The sequence below is a fragment of the Phycicoccus sp. 3266 genome, assembly GCF_031456495.1.
Classification (GTDB): Bacteria; Actinomycetota; Actinomycetes; order Actinomycetales; family Dermatophilaceae; genus Pedococcus.
In genome coordinates this window covers 476,865-494,536 of record NZ_JAVDUW010000001.1, presented here as the reverse complement: position 1 = coordinate 494,536, position 17,672 = coordinate 476,865, and the positions used below count along the sequence as shown (strand labels likewise).

17 protein-coding genes are annotated in these 17,672 nt (G+C 73.4%); 12 read left to right on the top strand and 5 right to left on the bottom strand.

The window, feature by feature from the left end; translation table 11 throughout:
* The first annotated feature begins 110 nt into the window (after positions 1-110).
* Positions 111-2,705, top strand: coding sequence for an alpha-glucan family phosphorylase (glgP, locus tag J2X64_RS02520; protein ID WP_310149134.1), 2,595 nt, complete (start codon positions 111-113; stop codon positions 2,703-2,705).
* 150 nt (positions 2,706-2,855) lie between these two features.
* On the opposite strand, the gene J2X64_RS02515 is transcribed toward glgP, so the two are convergent.
* Complete coding sequence (locus J2X64_RS02515; RefSeq protein WP_310149132.1) at positions 2,856-3,458, bottom strand: YdeI/OmpD-associated family protein; 603 nt, start codon at positions 3,456-3,458, stop codon at positions 2,856-2,858.
* Between the two features lie 126 nt (positions 3,459-3,584).
* Between J2X64_RS02515 and J2X64_RS02510 the strand changes: the two genes are divergently transcribed.
* Positions 3,585-4,205: a LysE family transporter gene (locus tag J2X64_RS02510; protein ID WP_310149129.1), complete on the top strand. Its 621-nt coding sequence runs from the start codon at positions 3,585-3,587 to the stop codon at positions 4,203-4,205.
* Positions 4,206-4,235: 30 nt separating this feature from the next.
* Here the strand turns inward: J2X64_RS02510 and map are convergent, their stop codons facing one another.
* Together map and glgX are read right to left on the bottom strand one after the other, a co-directional pair.
* Positions 4,236-5,006, bottom strand: a complete 771-nt coding sequence (gene map, locus J2X64_RS02505) for a type I methionyl aminopeptidase (RefSeq protein WP_310149126.1) — start codon at positions 5,004-5,006, stop codon at positions 4,236-4,238.
* A 102-nt stretch (positions 5,007-5,108) separates the two neighbouring features.
* Complete coding sequence (gene glgX, locus J2X64_RS02500; protein ID WP_310149123.1) at positions 5,109-7,277, bottom strand: glycogen debranching protein GlgX; 2,169 nt, start codon at positions 7,275-7,277, stop codon at positions 5,109-5,111.
* A gap of 35 nt (positions 7,278-7,312) precedes the next feature.
* On the opposite strand from glgX, the gene J2X64_RS02495 reads away from it, so the two are divergent.
* The 7 genes from J2X64_RS02495 to J2X64_RS02465 all read left to right on the top strand — a co-directional run bounded on the left by J2X64_RS02495 (position 7,313) and on the right by J2X64_RS02465 (position 12,777).
* Positions 7,313-7,804, top strand: coding sequence for a T3SS (YopN, CesT) and YbjN peptide-binding chaperone 1 (locus J2X64_RS02495; protein WP_310149120.1), 492 nt, complete (start codon positions 7,313-7,315; stop codon positions 7,802-7,804).
* Positions 7,801-8,580: an enoyl-CoA hydratase-related protein gene (locus J2X64_RS02490; RefSeq protein ID WP_310149117.1), complete on the top strand. Its 780-nt coding sequence runs from the start codon at positions 7,801-7,803 to the stop codon at positions 8,578-8,580. Before J2X64_RS02495 ends, J2X64_RS02490 begins: the two co-directional genes overlap by 4 nt.
* Positions 8,580-9,548 carry a methyltransferase domain-containing protein gene (locus tag J2X64_RS02485; protein ID WP_310149115.1) on the top strand — a complete coding sequence of 323 codons (969 nt, stop codon included), beginning with the start codon at positions 8,580-8,582 and terminating at the stop codon, positions 9,546-9,548. The genes J2X64_RS02490 and J2X64_RS02485 overlap by 1 nt, the downstream gene beginning before the upstream one ends.
* Positions 9,549-9,560: 12 nt before the next feature.
* Positions 9,561-10,214, top strand: a complete 654-nt coding sequence (locus J2X64_RS02480; RefSeq protein ID WP_310149113.1) for an acyltransferase — start codon at positions 9,561-9,563, stop codon at positions 10,212-10,214.
* A 102-nt stretch (positions 10,215-10,316) separates the two neighbouring features.
* Complete coding sequence (locus J2X64_RS02475) at positions 10,317-10,793, top strand: DUF2231 domain-containing protein (protein ID WP_310149110.1); 477 nt, start codon at positions 10,317-10,319, stop codon at positions 10,791-10,793.
* Between the two features lie 50 nt (positions 10,794-10,843).
* Positions 10,844-11,524 carry a response regulator transcription factor gene (locus J2X64_RS02470; protein WP_310149108.1) on the top strand — a complete coding sequence of 227 codons (681 nt, stop codon included), beginning with the start codon at positions 10,844-10,846 and terminating at the stop codon, positions 11,522-11,524.
* Positions 11,521-12,777 carry a HAMP domain-containing sensor histidine kinase gene (locus J2X64_RS02465; RefSeq protein ID WP_310149105.1) on the top strand — a complete coding sequence of 419 codons (1,257 nt, stop codon included), beginning with the start codon at positions 11,521-11,523 and terminating at the stop codon, positions 12,775-12,777. Before J2X64_RS02470 ends, J2X64_RS02465 begins: the two co-directional genes overlap by 4 nt.
* A gap of 22 nt (positions 12,778-12,799) precedes the next feature.
* Here the strand turns inward: J2X64_RS02465 and J2X64_RS02460 are convergent, their stop codons facing one another.
* The gene (locus J2X64_RS02460) at positions 12,800-14,428 is read right to left on the bottom strand and encodes a 1,4-alpha-glucan branching protein domain-containing protein (protein WP_310149102.1); all 1,629 of its coding nucleotides are present in this window, start codon (positions 14,426-14,428) and stop codon (positions 12,800-12,802) included.
* Here J2X64_RS02460 and arfB point away from each other — a divergent pair.
* Entirely contained in the window at positions 14,421-14,909 is a 489-nt protein-coding gene (gene arfB / locus J2X64_RS02455) for an alternative ribosome rescue aminoacyl-tRNA hydrolase ArfB (RefSeq protein ID WP_310149099.1), read from the top strand. The genes J2X64_RS02460 and arfB overlap by 8 nt on opposite strands.
* A 54-nt stretch (positions 14,910-14,963) precedes the next feature.
* Here arfB and J2X64_RS02450 read toward each other — a convergent pair whose 3' ends face one another.
* Positions 14,964-15,725, bottom strand: a complete 762-nt coding sequence (locus J2X64_RS02450; RefSeq protein ID WP_310149095.1) for a methyltransferase domain-containing protein — start codon at positions 15,723-15,725, stop codon at positions 14,964-14,966.
* Between the two features lie 132 nt (positions 15,726-15,857).
* Here J2X64_RS02450 and J2X64_RS02445 point away from each other — a divergent pair, with 132 nt between their 5' ends.
* Both J2X64_RS02445 and J2X64_RS02440 read left to right on the top strand, forming a co-directional pair.
* On the top strand, positions 15,858-16,646 hold the full coding sequence (locus J2X64_RS02445; protein WP_310149091.1) for an electron transfer flavoprotein subunit beta/FixA family protein: 789 nt from the start codon (positions 15,858-15,860) through the stop codon (positions 16,644-16,646).
* Positions 16,647-16,681: 35 nt separating this feature from the next.
* Positions 16,682-17,641: an electron transfer flavoprotein subunit alpha/FixB family protein gene (locus J2X64_RS02440; protein ID WP_310149088.1), complete on the top strand. Its 960-nt coding sequence runs from the start codon at positions 16,682-16,684 to the stop codon at positions 17,639-17,641.
* The last annotated feature ends 31 nt before the right edge of the window (positions 17,642-17,672 follow it).

The window sequence follows — 17,672 nt, the reverse complement described above, 5'->3', positions numbered from 1 at the left end:
GACGCCCGGCGGACGCCTTTGCGCAGGCCAGGGGCGTGACGCTGAAATCCCCTGAAAGATCTGCAAGAAACCAACAATGACGGGGCCCCGAGGGCTTAGGATGGCCCCTCGTGAAGGCCATCCGACGCTTCAGCGTCCGTACCGTCCTGCCCGAGCCCATTGCAGCGCTCGGCGACCTCGCAAGCAACCTGCGGTGGTCGTGGCACCCCCCGACCCGGGACTTGTTCCAGCGCATCGACGCCGACCGGTGGGCCAAGGTCCGCCACGACCCGGTGCGCCTCCTGTCGGCCCTGTCCCCCCAGGAGCTCGCCGACCTCGCCGGCAACCACGACTTCGTCGCTGCCGTCGCCGCAGCCAAGGCCGACCTCGACGAGTACCTCACCGAGCCCCGCTGGTACCAGGCGTGGGCCGAGGGCCAGGAGCCGGACGACAAGGGCCGGCGCGCCCCCCAGGCCATCGGCTACTTCAGCCCCGAGTTCGGCATCACCGAGGTGCTGCCGCAGTACTCGGGCGGCCTCGGCATCCTCGCCGGCGACCACCTGAAGACCGCCTCCGACCTCGGCGTCCCGATCGTGGGCGTCGGCCTCTTCTACAAGACCGGCTACTTCAAGCAGAGCCTCAACCGCGACGGCTGGCAGCAGGAGACCTACCCGGTCCTCGACCCCGACGGCCTGCCGCTCAGCCTGCTGCGCGAGGACGACGGCACACCGTGTGTCATCACCCTCGACCTGCCCGGCGGCCGCGAGCTGCACGCCCACGTGTGGCGGGCGCAGGTCGGCCGCGTGCCGCTGCTGCTCCTCGACTCCGACGTGCCGGAGAACGACGAGGCTGCGCGCGACATCACCAACCGGCTCTACGGCGGCGGCGGCGAGCAGCGCCTCCAGCAGGAGATGCTGCTCGGCATCGGGGGCGTGCGCGCGCTGCGCCTGTGGTCGCGGCTCACCGGGGCCCCGGCTCCGGACGTCTACCACACCAACGAGGGCCACGCGGGCTTCCTCGGCGTCGAGCGCATCCACGAGCTCACGCAGACGGCCGGGCTCTCCTTCGACGAGGCGCTCGAGGCCGTGCGTGCGGCCACCGTGTTCACCACGCACACCCCCGTCCCGGCCGGCATCGACCGGTTCGGCGCCGACCTCATCGAGCTGCACTTCGGCGGTGACAACGCCGTCGCCGGCGTGCCGATCGAGCGACTGCTCGCCCTCGGCGCGGAGGACTACCCCGGCGGCCAGGCGGGCATCTTCAACATGGCCGTCATGGGCCTGCGCCTCGGCCAGCGCGCCAACGGCGTGTCCCAGCTGCACGGCGTCGTCAGCCGCGAGATGTTCGACGGCCTGTGGCCGGGCTTCGACGACGACGAGGTGCCGATCTCGAGCGTCACCAACGGTGTCCACGCCGGCACCTGGGTCGACCGCCGGGTCTACGAGCTCGCCGCGAAGCACCTCGGCACCACCGACATCGAGCGCGACCACGCCTGGGACCGCATCTCCGACGTCCCCCGCCACGCGATCTGGGAGACCAAGCGCGAGATGCGTGCCCAGCTGGTGCAGGAGGCCCGCCGGCGCACCCGCTCGTCGTGGAAGAAGCGCGGCGCCAGCCCGGCCGAGCTCGGCTGGGTCGACGACATCCTCGACCCCGACGTGCTGACCATCGGCTTCGCCCGCCGCGTGCCGACCTACAAGCGCCTCACCCTCATGCTGCGCGACCCCGAGCGGCTCAAGCGCCTCCTGCTCGACCCGGAGCGCCCGATCCAGCTCGTCATCGCCGGCAAGTCCCACCCCGCCGACGAGACCGGCAAGCAGCTCATCCAGCAGATGGTCCGCTTCGCCGACGACCCGGAGATCCGCCACCGGATCGTCTTCCTGCCCAACTACGACATCGCCATGGCGCAGTACCTCTACCCGGGCTGCGACGTCTGGCTGAACAACCCGCTGCGGCCGTTCGAGGCGTGTGGCACGTCGGGCATGAAGGCTGCCCTCAACGGCGGGCTCAACCTCTCCATCCTCGACGGCTGGTGGGACGAGTGGTTCGACGGCGAGAACGGCTGGGCGATCCCGACCGCCGACGGCGTCGAGGACGCCCACCGGCGCGACGACATCGAGGCGGCCGCGCTGTACGACCTCATCGAGACCGTCGTCGCCCCGCGGTTCTACGACCGTGACGCCGAGGGTCTGCCGCAGAACTGGCTCGGGATGATGGTGCACACCCTGCAGACACTGGGCCCGAAGGTCCTGGCGAGCCGCATGGTGCGCGACTACACCACCCAGCTCTACGGCCCCGCGGCCCGCGCGGGCTGGGCGCTCAACGGCGACACCTTCGTCGGCGCCCGCGAGCTCGCGGCCTACAAGGCGAAGGTCACGGCCTCGTGGCCGAACGTCCGCGTGGACCACGTCGAGTCCTCCGGCGTGGGCGACAGCCCGCAGATCGGCGAGACGCTGCACGTGCGGGCGTACGTCTCGCTCGACGGCCTCGACCCGGATGACGTCGACGTCCAGGTGGTGCACGGCACCGCCCGCGACAGCGACGAGCTCAAGGACGTCGAGGTGAAGTCGCTGGACTTCGTCGAGTCCTACGAGGGCGGTCGGCACCAGTTCGCCGGCGACTTCGCCCTCTCGCGGACCGGCTCGTTCGGCTACACCGTGCGGATCCTGCCCAGGCACGACGGGCTGGCCAGCACGAGCGAGCTGGGGCTGGTCGTCAACGCCTGACCCGCCTCCTCACCCGTCGGTATGCCGCGTGCGCGCCCTGCGCACGCGGCATACCGCTGTCCGGGGCCGGGTACAGCCCTGCCCCTGAACCGTGTCGCGCCGCGTCCGCCCGGGGGCGTCACCTCGGCTACTCCCGTGGGAGCAGCCTCGTCACGGTCGGGGCGGTCGCGCCGCCTGCGGCATCGGCGTCTCGCCCCGGGCCAGCATCTCGACGAAGCGACCGATCCTGCGGGCACGGGTGTCCGCGCGCCGGGCCTCGCCGACGTGGAAGACGATGGCGTGCCGGTTCGTGGGTGTCAGGACGTCCCACGTTGCCCGCGCCGCCGGCGACGCCTCGAGGGCGGCGCGCAGGTCGTCCGGCACGGTTGCCGGGGTGGCGCCTCCATAGGCGCGGTCCCACCGGCCGTCGGCCCTGGCTCGCTCGACCTCCGCCAGGCCGGCAGGTGCCATGCGGCCGGCGGCGAGCAGCCGCTCGACGTTGCCCACGTTGCGCGCCGACCACGGGCTGCGCGGCCGCCGGGGCGTGAACCGGACGAGCTGGCTCTCGCCGTCGCGCTTCCTGAGGCCACCGTCGACCCAGCCCTGGCACAGCGCCTCGTCGAGCGCCTCCTGGTAGAGCAGGCGCGTCGGCCCGACGGCTCCCGGCCGGCACAGCACGAGCCAGACCCCGCCGGGGGTCGTGCCGTGGTGGTCGGCGAGCCAGCCACGCCACGCGGCCGCGTCCGCGACCAGCAGCTCCGGGGGCTCGCCCATGCCGCGATCCTCACCGTCGGACCGCGGCGTCGTCCAGCGGGCCGAACCAGCGGTCCTGCCGGGTGGTGTGTCTCGGCACGCGTACCGACCCGAGGTGCGGACCCAACCCGTCGTTAGGATCCCGCCGTGTCGTGGTCGGTGTGGTTCGCCCTCGTGGGGGCGGCGGTCCTCATCTCGCTGACCCCCGGTGCGGGCGCCATCAACACCATGACGAACTCGATCGGCGTGGGCTGGACCCGGTCGATCTGGGGCATCCTCGGCCAGCAGCTGGCCCTGCTCGTGCACATCGCCGTGGTGGCCGCCGGGGTGGGCGTGCTGGTGGCGGAGTCGCACGTGCTCTTCGAGGTGATCCGGTACGCCGGCGCCGCCTACCTCGTGTACCTCGGCGTCCGCCAGCTGCTCGCGCGGCCCGAGGCGGTCGACGCCGAGGCGCCCGTGGTGCGGATGACCGCGTGGCAGATGTTCCGGCAGGGGGTGCTGGTCAACCTCACCAACCCCAAGGCCGTCGTGTTCTTCCTGGCCTTCACACCGCAGTTCATCCGCCCGTCGCGGCCCGTGCTGCCGCAGTACGGCGTGCTCGCTGCCACCGTGGTGGTCGTCGACGTGCTGGTGATGTGGTTCGTCTTCGCGGTGGCCGCGCGCGGGCTGCGCCGGATGACGCGCACCCCCTCGGGGCAGCGCCGGCTCAACCGGATCTTCGGCGGCCTCTTCGTCGGCGTCGGCGTGCTGCTCGCCTCCGTCCACTGAGGCGGCCGGGGCCGCTCAGGTGGAGGTCGCTCAGCGGGGGAGGGTCAGGACCTCGGCGCCGTCGTCGGTGACGGCCACGGTGTGCTCGCTGTGGGCGGTCAGGCAGCCGGTGGCGCTGCGCAGGGTCCACCCGTCGTCGTCGGTCACCAGCCGGTCGGTGTCGGCCATGACCCACGGCTCCAGCGCGAGGAGCAGGCCCGGGCGGAGGGTGTAGCCGCGACCGGCGCGCCCGGAGTTCGCCACGTGCGGGTCCTGGTGCATCGTCGACCCGACACCGTGCCCGCCGAACTGGGTGTTGACGCGGTACCCCGCCCCGGTGAGCACCTCACCGATGGCGTGGGAGAGGTCGCCGACCCGGGCGCCCGGCCGCACCGCCGCGATGGCCGCGGCCAGCGCCTGCTCGGTCGCGGTGATGAGGTCCAGTGCCCCGTCGGGACGCCGGTCGCCGACGACGAAGCTGATCGCGGAGTCGGCGACCACGCCGCCAAGCGAGATCGCCAGGTCGAGGCTGAGCAGGTCGCCGTCGGCGAGGGCGCGGTCGTGCGGCAGGCCGTGCAGGACCGCGTCGTTGACCGAGGTGCAGATGTGGTGGCCGAACGGCCCGCGCCCGAACGACGGCTCGTAGTCGACGTAGCAGGACAGCGCGCCGGCGCCCTCGATGCGCTCGCGGGCCCAGCGGTCGATGTCGAGGAGGTTCGTCCCGACCGTGGTGCGGGCCTTGAGGTCCTGCAGGATGTCGGCCACGAGCGCGCCGGTCTCCCGGGCCCGCGCCACCTCGGAGGGGGTCAGGATCTCGATCACGCTGCACCCTTTCACGACGAGGGCGCCGTCCACGAGTCGCGGGGCACGTCCCGTCGGGATCCGCGTCGCCCGTGACACCGGCGCGCCGGTCCCGCCGTGGGGCTAGGTCTCGTCCAGCGCCCGGTAGACCCGCATGCTGCTCCCGGTCACCTCGACCGGCCCGGGTGCCATGGGCGGACCCGGCTCGCCGGGGGCCTCGTCGGCCGAGTCCCAGAGCAGCTCGTATGCCGTGAGCCCGGGTGGCGACGGCAGCGTCACCTTGCCGTCCGACGCCTCTCCGTGCAGGACGACGAGCAGGGAGCGCTGCCCCAGCCACGCCCCGCCGAGGTACATCGACAGCGTGCGGGTGCCGGTGTCCTCCCACCGGGCGCTGTCCATGGGGAGGCCCTCGACGTCGAACCACGCCAGGTCGGTCGAGCGGTCCTCGTGGACCTCGCGACCGGTGAAGAAGGTGCGCTGCCGCAGCACGGGGTGCTCGGCGCGCAGCCGGGCGAGGAAGGCCGTCGTGCGGAGCAGGTCGCGCTGCCACGGCTGGAGGTCCCAGTCGACCCAGGAGATCTCGTTGTCCTGGCAGTAGGGGTTGTTGTTGCCGCCCTGGGTGCGACCGAGCTCGTCGCCGGCCAGCAGCATCGGCACGCCCGTGGCGAGCAGCGTGGTGGCGATCAGGTTGCGCATCGAGCGCCGCCGCACGACCTCGACGGCGGCCAGCTCCGCGGGTGCCGCGCCGGACTCGGCATACCCCTCGATCCCGTGGTTCCACGAGCGGTTGCCGTCGCTGCCGTCGCGGTTCCCCTCGCCGTTGGGGCCGTTGTGCTTGGCGTTGTAGCGGGTCAGGTCGGCGATGGTGAAGCCGTCGTGCGCGGCGACGTAGTTGACGGAGGCGACCGGGCCGCGGTCGCGCGCCCCGAACAGGTCCTGGGAGCCGGCCAGCCGGGTCCCGAGCTCGCGCACGCCGTGCCCGGCGTCGTGCCCCGAGGCCTGGCCGCCGACGTCCTGCAGCCAGAAGGTGCGGACCGTGTCGCGGAACCGGTCGTTCCACTCCGAGAACGGCGGCGGGAACTGCCCGGTGCGCCAGCCGTGGATCCCGACGTCCCACGGCTCGGCGATGAGCTTGACCCGGGAGAGGACCGGGTCGGTGCGCAGCGCCACGAGGAAGGGGTGGTCGGGGTCGTAGTCGTCGGTGCGCCCGCGCCCGAGCGCGACCGCGAGGTCGAACCGGAAGCCGTCGACGTGGCACTCCTGCACCCAGTACCGCAGCGAGTCCAGCACCATCCGGCAGACCATGGCGTGCCGCAGGTCGAGGGTGTTGCCGCAACCGGTGACGTCGATGTCCTGCCCGCGCTCGTCGAGCCGGTAGTAGGCGCGGTTGTCCAGCCCGCGCCACGACAGCGAGGCGCCGGTGCGCGAGGACTGCTCGGCGGTGTGGTTGTAGACGACGTCGAGGATCACCTCGATGCCCTCGGCGTGCAGGAGCCGCACCATGCCCTTGAACTCGTCGAGGGCCCCCTGCGGGTCCGGGGTGGAGGCGTACGCGGCGTGCGGCGCGAAGAAGCCGAGGGTGTTGTAGCCCCAGTGGTTGACCAGCCCCCGGCGCGCCACCTCGGGCTCGGTGGCGAACGCCTGCACGGGTAGCAGCTCCACCGCGGTGACGCCCACCTCCTTGAGGTGGGCGACGACGGACGGGTGGCACAGGCCGGCATACGTGCCGCGCAGGTGCTCCGGGACGTCGGGGTGCAGCCGCGTCATCGACTTGACGTGCGCCTCGTAGACGACGGAGTCGGCGAGGGGCACGTGCGGGTGCCGGTCGTCGCCCCAGTCGAAGCGGTCCTCGACCACGACGCACCGCGGCACCGCTCCCGCGCTGTCGAGCCGGGAGCGGATGACGTCGTCGCCGCGCAGGAGGTCGTCGACCTGGTGCCCGAAGACCCGCGGGTCCCAGGTCACCTCGCCCTCGACCGCGCGGGCGTAGGGGTCCAGCAGCAGCTTGGCCGGGTTGTAGCGCAGGCCCTCGGCCGGCCGCCACGGGCCGTCGGCACGCAGGGCGTAGCGCTGCCCGGGGCCGACACCGGGGAGGAACCCGAACCAGATGCCGTGGGTGCGCTGGCTCAGCGGGATCCGGCGCTCGGTGCTGCCGTCGGTGTCGCCCTCGTCGAACAGGCACACGTCCACGGACTCGGCGTGCCCGGCGTAGACGGCGAAGTCCGCACCACCGTCGACGAGGGTCATCCCGAGGGTGGGAGGAAGGTCACGCGTGAGCGTGGCAGGCGCCATGGCCCTCAGCCTAGGCACTGGTTACGGTTGACCCCATGAGCGACCCGACCGCCCTGCCCAACTTCCCCCCGCCGCCCGGAGAGCACCCCCTCCGCGGCCGGGTGCTGGACGCCCTCATCGACCTGGGAGTCGCGCCGAATGTCGACGGTGACGGCGACGTCGCCTTCACCGTGCAGGAGCAGCAGCTGTTCGTGCGCTGCACCGAGGGCGACTTCCAGATCATGCGCGTGTTCGGGCAGTGGGCGATCAGCGAGGCGGTCCCCTCCGACCCGCTGACCCGGCTGGCCACCTGCAACGAGATCACCCTGCAGATGAACAGCGTCAAGTGCGGCCTCGCCAACGACACCCTCGTCGTGACCAGCGAGCACATCGTCGACCAGAACAGCGACGTCGCGGCCCTGGTCAACATCGCCATCCAGCTCGTCCTCACCGGCGTGCAGCTGTGGCACGAGCGCATCATGGGCGGCGACGGGGGAGCCAGCGGCCCCGGGTCCGGCCAGCCCGCCCCGGACGGCGACCCCGCATGAGCGACCTCGTCTCGCTCGAGGTCGAGGGCGGCCTCGCGACCATCCGCCTCGCCCGCCCGCCGATGAACGCCCTCAACGCCGAGGTCGCCGACGTGCTCATCGGGCTGGCCCGCGAGGTCACCGAGCGCTCCGACGTCTACGGCGTGGTCGTGTGGGGTGGCGAGAAGGTGTTCGCCGCCGGCGCCGACGTCAAGGAGATGGCGCAGAAGTCCTACGCCGAGATGGCCGAGTACTCCCACCGGCTCCAGGACTTCGCCCGCTCCATCGCCCGCATCCCCAAGCCGACGGTCGCCGCGATCACCGGCTACGCCCTCGGTGGCGGGCTCGAGCTCGCGCTCGCGTGCGACTTCCGGGTCGCGGCGCGCAACGCCAAGGTCGGCCAGCCCGAGATCCTGCTCGGCGTCATCCCGGGCGCCGGTGGCACCCAGCGCCTGGCGCGGCTCGTGGGGCCGGCCAAGGCCAAGGACCTCGTGTTCTCCGGCCGGTTCGTCAGCGCCGACGAGGCGCTGACGATCGGGCTCGTCGACGAGGTCGTCGAGGCCGAGGACGTGTATGCCGCGGCGCGCGCCCGGCTCGAGCCGTACGTCGGCGGGGCGAGCGTGGCGATCCGCGCGGCCAAGGAGGCCATCGACCGTGGCCTCGAGGTCGACCTCGAGACCGGGTTGGAGATCGAGCGGATGCTCTTCCACAGCCTGTTCGCCACGCGGGACCGCGAGATCGGCATGACGTCCTTCGTCGAGAACGGTCCGGGCAAGGCCAAGTTCGAGGGCCGGTAGTGGCCGTCCCCGCCGATCCCCCCCCGGTCGTCGACGCCACCGCGGAGATGGTGGCCGCGGCCTACGAGGACAACAAGCTCGCCCAGGTGCTGTACCACGACTGGGAGGCGCAGACCTACGACGACAAGTGGTCGATCTCCTTCGACGAGCGCTGCGTCGAGTACGCCCGGGACCGCTTCGAGGCGATCGTCGGCGACGTCCACGAGCCGCTGCCGTACGCCACGGCGCTCGAGCTCGGCGCGGGCACGGGCTTCTTCTCGCTCAACCTCAAGCAGGCGGGTGTCCTCGACGAGGTGCACGTGACCGACCTGTCGCCCGGCATGGTCGAGGCGGCCAAGGCGAACGCCGAGGCCCTGGGCTTCACGGTACAGGGTCGCGTGGCCGACGCGGAGCGGATCCCCTACGACGACAACACTTTCGACGTCGTCGTGGGCCACGCGGTCATCCACCACATCCCCGACGTCGAGGCCGCGTTCCGCGAGATGCTCCGGGTGCTCAAGCCGGGTGGCCGGTTCGTCGTCGCGGGGGAGCCCACCACCATCGGCGACTGGTACGCCCGCCGGCTGGGGCAGCTGACGTGGAAGGCCACGACCGCGATCACGCACCTGCCGCCCCTGCGTGACACGTGGGCCAGGGACCGTGAGGCGCTCGACGAGTCCTCGCGAGCTGCAGCCCTCGAGGCCGTGGTCGACCTGCACACCTTCGACCCGGCCGACCTCGCGGCCATGGCGCAGCGGGCCGGTGCCGTCGACGTGCGCACGCGCACCGAGGAGCTGACCGCCGCGTTCCTGGGCTGGCCCATCCGCACGTTCGAGGCCGCGGTCAAGCCCGGCGTGCTCGGCTGGGGCTGGGCGATGTTCGCGTACGGCTCGTGGAAGCGGCTGTCGGCCGTCGACCGGCTCCTGGCGCGTGCCGTCCCGGCCCGGTTCTTCTACAACGTCGGCATCACCGGCGTGAAGCCCTCCTGACCGACCCCGACCATGTCCGAGGCCGCGAACGCCGACATGTCGCCCGCCGAGCACGGCGAGGGCGCGCCGTGGGGCCTGCCCCGTCCGGTCGCGTGGCTGCGCTGGGTGGGCTGGGCGCTGCGGCACCGCGCGTTCACCCGGCACCACCTGCTGTCCTACCTGCGCATGGCGCGGGCCAGCGCGCGGTACCCGTCGCTGCGCTTCGAGGGGCCCTGCTTCATCGGCCCGGACGTGCGCTTCGAGGTGCGTGAGGGGTATGCCCGGCTCGTCGTGGGTGCCTACACGCACGTCGGCGCCCACGCCCGGGTCCGGGCCCACGAGGGGACGCTGCGCATCGGCGAGAAGTCCGTCATCGGCATCCGCAACACCATCAACTGCTGGCTCGACATCTCCATCGGTCGCACCTGCCTGTTCGGCGACGACGTGTACGTCTGCGACTTCGACCACGTCACCGAGCGTCTGGACGTGCCGATCAAGGACCAGGGCATCGTGAAGTCCCCGGTGCGCATCGGCGACGACGTCTGGCTCGGCACGAAGGTCGTCGTCACCCGGGGCACCCTCATCGGCGACCACAGCGTCGTCGCCGCCTCCGCGGTCGCTCGCGGCACCTACCCCGAGCGGTCCGTCGTGGCCGGCATACCCGGCCGGGTGGTCAAGGAACGGTAGGGCGAGGTCAGGGAAGGACAGCCCACCCGAACCCTTGAAACGGCCTTGAGAAACGGCTGGAACGGTCGAGCTCGACCTTGTCCGCATCCTCAAGGAGCTCCCGTGCCCGCCACGATCTTCGGACTGCCCACCCACCCCCTCGTCGTCCACGCGGTCGTCGTCCTCGTGCCGCTCGCGTGCCTGCTCGCGCTCGCCTCGGCGGTGTCGCCCCGGTTCCGCCAGTGGGCGCGCTGGGCAACCCCGATCACGGCCGTCGTCGGGCTCGCGCTCGTGCCGGTCGCGACCGACTCCGGCGAGGGGCTGGAGTCCCGGGTCGGCCACAGCGCCCTGATCGAGAAGCACTCCGAGCTCGCGGACAGCCTGCTCCCGCTCATGGCGGTGCTCGCGCTCTTCGTGATCGTGCTCACCGTGCTGCACCGGCGCGGCGCGCGCGGCGCGGCGACGATCGCCGTGGCCGGCCTCGTCGGCCTGGCCTCCGTGGCGACCCTCGTCCAGGTCGTGCGCATCGGCCACAGCGGCGCGAACGCCGTGTGGCACGGCACCCCGGCCGCCCGGTCCGGTGGCGGTGACGAGGGCTGAGCCCCGTTCCTGACGGCACAGGCGCCGGGCTGGCTGACATAGTGGGGATCGTGCAGGACGACCCGACCGCCCGCCCGGGGCTGCTGCTGCTCGAGGACGACGCCGACCTGGCCGGCATGCTGACCGAGGTGCTCACCACCGAGGGGTGGGACGTCACCCCGGTGCGCACGCTGCAGTCGGCCCTGCACTCGGCGCTGACCCACACCTACGACCTGATGCTGGTCGACCGCCGGGTGCCCGACGGAGACGGTGTCGAGCTCATCGGGCGCCTGCGCAGCCGTGGCCTGACCACCCCGGCGCTCGTGCTCACCGCCCACGGCACGGTCCGGGACCGGGTCGAGGGCCTCGACGGCGGCGCGGACGACTACCTGGTCAAGCCGTTCGAGGTCGACGAGCTGCTCGCCCGCGTGCGCGCGCTCATGCGCCGCCACCTCGACGCCGCACCGACCGTGCCCTTCGGCACCGGCGCCCTCGACATCGAGGGCCAACGGGCCACGCGGCCAGACGGCACCGTCGTCGAGCTCACGCCCGGCGAGACCGCGCTGCTCGCCCAGCTCGGGCGGCGGCCCTCGCGCGTCTTCAGCCGCGAGGAGCTGCGCGACGTGATCTCGCCCGGCTCCAACAGCGCCTCGCTCATCGACACGTTCGTCTACTCCGTCCGGCGCAAGCTCGGCGCCGAGGCCGTCCGGACGGTGCGCAGCGTGGGGTACCGCGCCGGCCAGTTCCAGTGACCACCGAGGGGGCCGACCGGGCGCGCGCCCGGCGGCTCATCTCGCTCCAGGCCCTGGGCGGGGCCCTCGCCGGGGTGGCCGTCGCCGGCCTGGTCGTGCTGGGCGTCGTGCTCGTGGGCCAGCGGCGCGACCTCGACTCCCAGCTGCGCGAGCTCGTCGCCACGACGCCGACCGAGGGCCTGCCCGCCGGGACGTGGGTCGTGACGGTCGACGCCTCCGGCAGCCGCAGCGCAACGACCGGCGCGCCCGAGGAGGCGCTGGAGCAGCAGGAGCAGGTCGAGGCCGCCCGACGGTTGCCGAAGGCGCGGATCACCGAGCTGCAGGCGGGCGCGCGGGAGTACCAGACGATGACCGCGGTCCGCCGCGGGGTGGTGGTGCAGGCCGGCGTCGAGCTCGGCCCGTACGAGGGCGAGCGGCACCGGCTGCTGGTCGGCCTGCTGCTCGCGGCGGTCGGCGCCGGAGCCGTCGCGCTCTGGCTGGGCACCCGCCTGGCGCGCCGGGCGGTCGGCATCTGGGAGCAGGCGCTGACCCGCCAGCGTCGGTTCGTCGCCGACGCCAGCCACGAGCTGCGCACGCCGCTGGCGCGCATCGCGCTGCGGGCCGACCTCGTCCAGCGCCGGCTCGCGACCGACCGGGCGCGGTCCGCGGACGTGGAGCAGGAGGAGTGGTCGCGCCTCGCCTCCGACGTCGCCCTGCTGCGCCGCGAGGCCACCGGTCTGGCCGACGTGGTCGAGGACCTGCTGGCCGCCGCCGACCTCGACGAGTCGCCCGAGTCCGGCGAGCTGGTGGACCTCGCCACCCTGGCCCGCGACGTGGCCTCCCGCAACGAGGTCCTTGCCGAGCAGCGGCAGCGGACGCTCGGGCTGGAGGTGGAGGAGGTGCCGCCCGTGCGTGGGGCCGAGCCTGCGCTGCGCCGGGCCGTGGACGCACTCGTGGACAACGCGCTGCGGCACGCCGAGAGCCGGGTCGTCCTCGGCGTCCGGACGGCCGAGGGCTGGGCAGGTGGCACCGCCGGCGGGGCGCCGATGGTCGTCGTGACGGTCGACGACGACGGGCCCGGGTTCGCGGCCGGGGACACCGACCGCGTGTTCGAGCGGTTCGTGCGCGGCACCGCCAGCAGCGAGCACGGCTTCGGCATCGGGCTGTCGCTCGTGCGCGACGTCGTGCTGCGCCACCAGGGCACGGTCACCGCGCAGACCGCCCCGGGTGGGGGAGGGCGCGTCGAGGTGCGCCTGCCCGTCGCCCAGGCCTGAGCCGGCCCCGTCGCCAAGGCGGTCAGCCGGCGAGGTGGGTACGGGCGTCGAGCGCGGGGAAGGCCCCGTCCCGCAAGGCGAGCCGTGCCGCCTCCTCACGTGCCTCGTCGCGGCGGCCGTCCTCCACGAGCTGGGCGAGCCCGTGGAAGTCGCGGCGGTGCCCCTCGGCCCGGCGTCGCGCGTAGTCGACCGACTGCCCGCGCGTGACGAGGAACGCCCAGTCGCTCGAGAGGGCGTGGAACAGGGTCGTGAGGAGCTGGTCGAGGTCCGGGCGGCGCACGCCCAGGCGCCCGGCAGCCCGCTCGCGTGCCGTGAGGTCCAGCCACCGCCGCTGCAGCCACTCGTTCTCGTGGGCGATGTCGCGCACCTGCCGTCCGGCCCACACGGAGAAGTCCTTGCCCGCACCCCAGGACCCCGGCCCCAGGTCGAGGTCGCCGGCGACCAGGCCGTCGTCGAGGGCCCGGGCCACGGTCGTGACGCGCACCCCCGCGTCGCGCAGGGCGCGAACCGCCGCGCCGAGGAACGCCGGCCCCTCGTGCCACCAGTGCCCGAACAGCTCGGTGTCGTATGCCGCGACCACCAGTCCGGGCGCGGCCGTCGCCTCGGCCACCGACTCCAGCCGCCCCCGCACCGCCCCCACGAAGTGCTCGACGTCGCGGGCCACCTGTGCCCTCGCCGCCTCCGGGTCGTATGCCCGCTTCGACCCGACGCCGACGTCCGGTGCGGTGATCGCCCAGAGCCGGGTGCCGGTGAACTCCTCCCTGGCGTGGAAGTCGCGGTAGGCCGCTGCCGCCGGGTAGCCGGTGCGCGAGGACCACACCAGGTTGGTGACGTCGAGGTCGCGGGGCACGGCCACGAGGTCTGTGCCCCGGACCCGCCACGCCCCGTGGGGGTGGCCGCCGGCGTCCCTGACCGTCTGCTCGTCGACGAGGAAGTGGCGCACCCCGGCCGACGCCAGGTCGCCGGCCAGGTGCGGCGCCCAGGCGCACTCCGGCAGCCAGGTCCCGGCAGGGCGCTCACCGAGGCGCCACAGCGCGTCGTCGAGCCCGGCGCCCAGCGCCGTGGCCACGAACTCGGGCTGGAGCAGCGGGAGGATCGGGTGGGCGGCCGGACCCCCGAGCAGCTCGACGACGCCGTCGTCGCGCAGGCCGCGCAGCACCGGCGACCCGCCCGCCGACCACCGCGACTCGAGCAGCGCCGCGCAGTGACGGGCGGCGGCATACTCCCGCTGCGCCGCGTCGCGACGGGTGCCGTCCCGGTCGAAGCCGAGCTCGCGCGCCCGCTGCTCCCACAGCCCGACCCACGTCGCGGTCTCGGCCCGCATCCGCGGGTGGTCGAGCTGGGCAGCCAGAACCGGCGTCACCCCGAGGGTCAGGACGTCCCGATGTCCCTCTGCCGCAAGGGAGTCCAGCTCGGCGACGAGGGGGACGTAGGACTCGGCCCAGGCCTGGAACAGCCACTCCTCACCCAGCGGCCAGACGCCGTGCCCCGGCAGCCACGGGAGGTGCGAGTGCAGCACGAGGCAGAAGGCACCCGGCACGGCCGACGTCATGACCAGCCAGTGTGCCGCACCGTCGTCGCGCGCCTGCGCGGCCGTGCCGTCGTGCGAGGTCAGGCGGCGCGGCGTGTGGTGGAGTGGGTCCGTGAGCACCGCGCCCGCCAGCCGACCCCAGCCGGGGGCTGCCCTGACGGTCCCGCCCGGGCCCGGGCTGCCGCACGGCCTGCGGATCGACGCGGGCGAGCTCGTCGAGCGGTTCTCCCGTGCCTCCGGTCCCGGCGGCCAGGGCGTCAACACGACGGACAGCCGGGTCGAGCTCGAGCTCGACCCGGGCGCCTCCGCCGCGGTGGCCGCCCTGCCCGAGGCCGTCCGCGAGCGCATGCTGGCGCGGCTGGAGCCGCACCTCGTCGGCGGCCGCCTGCTGGTCGTCGCCTCCGAGCACCGCGCGCAGCGCCGCAACCGGGTCGCCGCCCGGCAGCGGCTGGTCACGCTGCTGCGCGACGCCGCCCTCCCGGGACCGGCCGCGCGCAGGGCCACCCGCCCCACGGCGGGCTCGCGGCGCCGGCGTCTCGACGCCAAGAAGCAGCGCGGGCAGCTCAAGGCCGGCCGGGGACGCTGGAGCGGCGAGGGCTGAGCAGCCGAGGAGAGAGGACCTGCCCGGCCCCCGTCTCCTTCGGACCCCTGACCGTCAGCCGGCCGGAGTGACGACCGCGACGAGGTCGAGGCAGTCGTCGTCCGCCGGACCGAGGACGAAGTCGTCGACGGTCACCGACCCCACGAGCGCCCGGACCGGGTCCGGCCACCGGTCCGGGTGACCGGCCACGGCGTCCGCCACCGCCCCGTGGGCCGCCTCCCAGCCGCGCAGCCGCGTCCCGTGGTGCAGCCCGGCCACGACCGCCTCGTGGCCGGGCAGCCAGCGACCCAGCTCGGTGGCGAGCTCCTCGGCGTCGTACTCGCGGCAGTGGTACGCGTTCGGCGGCGCGTCGTGGCGCCCCAGCCCGGGGGAGAACGTGGTGCGGTTGGGGGTCGACAGCACCAGCGCGCCGTCCGGGCGGGTGACGCGCGCCAGCTCCCGCACGTACTCGCGTGGGGTCCAGATGTGCTCGAGCACCTGCAGCGAGACGGTGGCGTCGACCACCGCGTCGGCGAGCGGGAGCGAGGTCAGGGCACCTCGCAGGTATGCCGCGTGCGGCCCCGCGTGGTGGCGTGCGGCGTGCGCGCAGGCCGACGCGTCGTAGTCGACGCCGACCACGCGCACGCCCGGCCACGCGGCGCTCAGGAGGCCCGCGGCATACCCCTCACCACTGCCGGCGTCGAGGACGACGGCGGGGGTGGAGGGGAGCAGGTCGGGTACGGCGGCGTACACGACCTCGTGGCGGCGGTACCAGTAGTTCTCGTGCCAGACGCCGGGGACGGTGCGCTCTCCGGTGATGCCCAGTGGTGTGTCCACCGTCACCTCCTGCGGGTCCTGCGCCCACCCGTGGTGAGCGTCACGCGCCTCCCGCGTGGGGAAACCCGGTGCGGGCTGTAAGGATGGCACCTGACCAGATTTCGCTCCCACATGGAAGAGGACGATCAGCGCATGAACATCGTCGTCTGCGTGAAGTACGTGCCGGACGCACAGTCCGACCGCACGTTCAACGAGTCCGACAACACGACCGACCGGGTCGGTGTCGACGGGCTGCTGTCCGAGCTCGACGAGTACGCCGTCGAGGAGGCCCTGAAGATCGTCGAGGCCGGCGAGGGCGAGGTCACCGTCGTGACCGTCGGCCCCGACCAGGCCGCCGACGCGCTCAAGAAGGCCCTCCAGATGGGTGCCGACAAGGCCGTCCACGTCAAGGACGACGCCATCCACGGCTCGGACGCCCCCGCCACCTCGCTCGTCCTCGCCGAGGCCGTCAAGAAGATCACCGGCGGCAGCCCCGAGCTCGTGCTCACCGGCATGGCCTCGACCGACGGCACCATGAGCGTCGTCCCCGCGATGCTCGCCGAGCGCCTCGGCCTCCCGCAGGTCACGTTCGCCTCCGAGCTGACCGTCGACGGCGGCTCGGTGACGATCCGCCGTGACGGCGACGCCGCGTCCGAGACCATCACCGCCTCGCTGCCCGCGCTCGTGTCGGTCACCGACCAGATCAACGAGCCGCGCTACCCCTCGTTCAAGGGGATCATGGCCGCCAAGAAGAAGCCCCTGGAGGAGTGGAGCCTCGCCGACCTCGGCGTCGACGCCTCGCAGGTCGGCCTCGAGGCCGCCTGGACCAAGGTCGAGTCGTTCACCCAGCGCCCCCCGCGCGAGCAGGGCCAGATCGTCACCGACGAGGGCGACGGCGGCACCAAGCTCGCGGAGTTCCTGTCCGCCCAGAAGTTCGTCTGAGCCGGCCGGACCAGCAGGAAGGAAACCAGATACCCATGGCTGAAGTTCTCGTCCTGGTCGACCACGCGAACGGCACCGTTCGCAAGACGACCGCCGAGCTCCTGACCATCGCCCGCCGCCTCGGCGAGCCCTCCGCGGTCTTCGTCGGCGACGGCTTCGACGCCGCCAAGGAGACCCTCGCCAAGTACGGCGCGGAGAAGGTGTACCGCGTCGAGTCCGCGGACGTGACGGGCCACCTCGTCGCCCCGCAGGCCGAGGTGCTCGCCCAGCTCGTCGAGAAGACCTCCCCGGCCGCCGTGCTCATCCCGAGCAACAGCGCCGGCAAGGAGATCGCCGCGCGGCTGTCGATCAAGACCGAGTCGGGCCTGATCACCGACGCCGTCGACGTGCAGGCGGGCGAGGGTGGCGGCGTGTCCACCACCCAGTCCGTCTTCGCAGGCTCGTACACCGTCAGGGCCACCGTCACCAAGGGCACGCCGATCATCACGGTGAAGCCGAACTCGGCCGCCCCCGAGGAGGCCGCCGGAGCGGCCGCCGACGAGGTCGTCGAGGTGAGCATCTCCGACGTGGCCAAGGCCGCAACGATCACCGAGTCCAAGCCCAAGGAGGCAACCGGCCGTCCCGAGCTCACCGAGGCCGCGATCGTGGTCTCCGGTGGCCGCGGCACCGGCGGTGACTTCTCGCCGGTCGAGGCGTTCGCCGACAGCCTCGGTGCCGCCGTGGGCGCATCCCGCGCGGCCGTCGACGCCGGCTGGTACCCGCACACCTCGCAGGTCGGCCAGACCGGCAAGCAGGTGTCGCCCCAGCTGTACGTCGCGTGCGGCATCTCCGGTGCCATCCAGCACCGCGCCGGCATGCAGACCTCGAAGACCATCGTCGCCATCAACAAGGACGAGGAGGCGCCGATCTTCGAGCTCGTCGACTTCGGCGTCGTGGGCGACCTCTTCCAGGTCCTCCCGCAGGCCACCGAGAAGGTGCAGGCCGCCAAGGGCTGACGGCCCTCTGCAGACGGAGCCCCCGGTCCCC

Coding starts and splice junctions, on each gene's coding strand:
- J2X64_RS02495 (WP_310149120.1), top strand. CDS start 7,313: ATGAGCGACCCGACCGCCCTGCCCAACTTCCCCCCGCCGCCCGGAGAG.
- J2X64_RS02445 (WP_310149091.1), top strand. CDS start 15,858: ATGAACATCGTCGTCTGCGTGAAGTACGTGCCGGACGCACAGTCCGAC.
- J2X64_RS02515 (WP_310149132.1), bottom strand. CDS start 3,458: ATGGGCGAGCCCCCGGAGCTGCTGGTCGCGGACGCGGCCGCGTGGCGT.
- J2X64_RS02440 (WP_310149088.1), top strand. CDS start 16,682: ATGGCTGAAGTTCTCGTCCTGGTCGACCACGCGAACGGCACCGTTCGC.
- glgX (WP_310149123.1), bottom strand. CDS start 7,277: ATGGCGCCTGCCACGCTCACGCGTGACCTTCCTCCCACCCTCGGGATG.
- J2X64_RS02480 (WP_310149113.1), top strand. CDS start 9,561: ATGTCCGAGGCCGCGAACGCCGACATGTCGCCCGCCGAGCACGGCGAG.
- J2X64_RS02490 (WP_310149117.1), top strand. CDS start 7,801: ATGAGCGACCTCGTCTCGCTCGAGGTCGAGGGCGGCCTCGCGACCATC.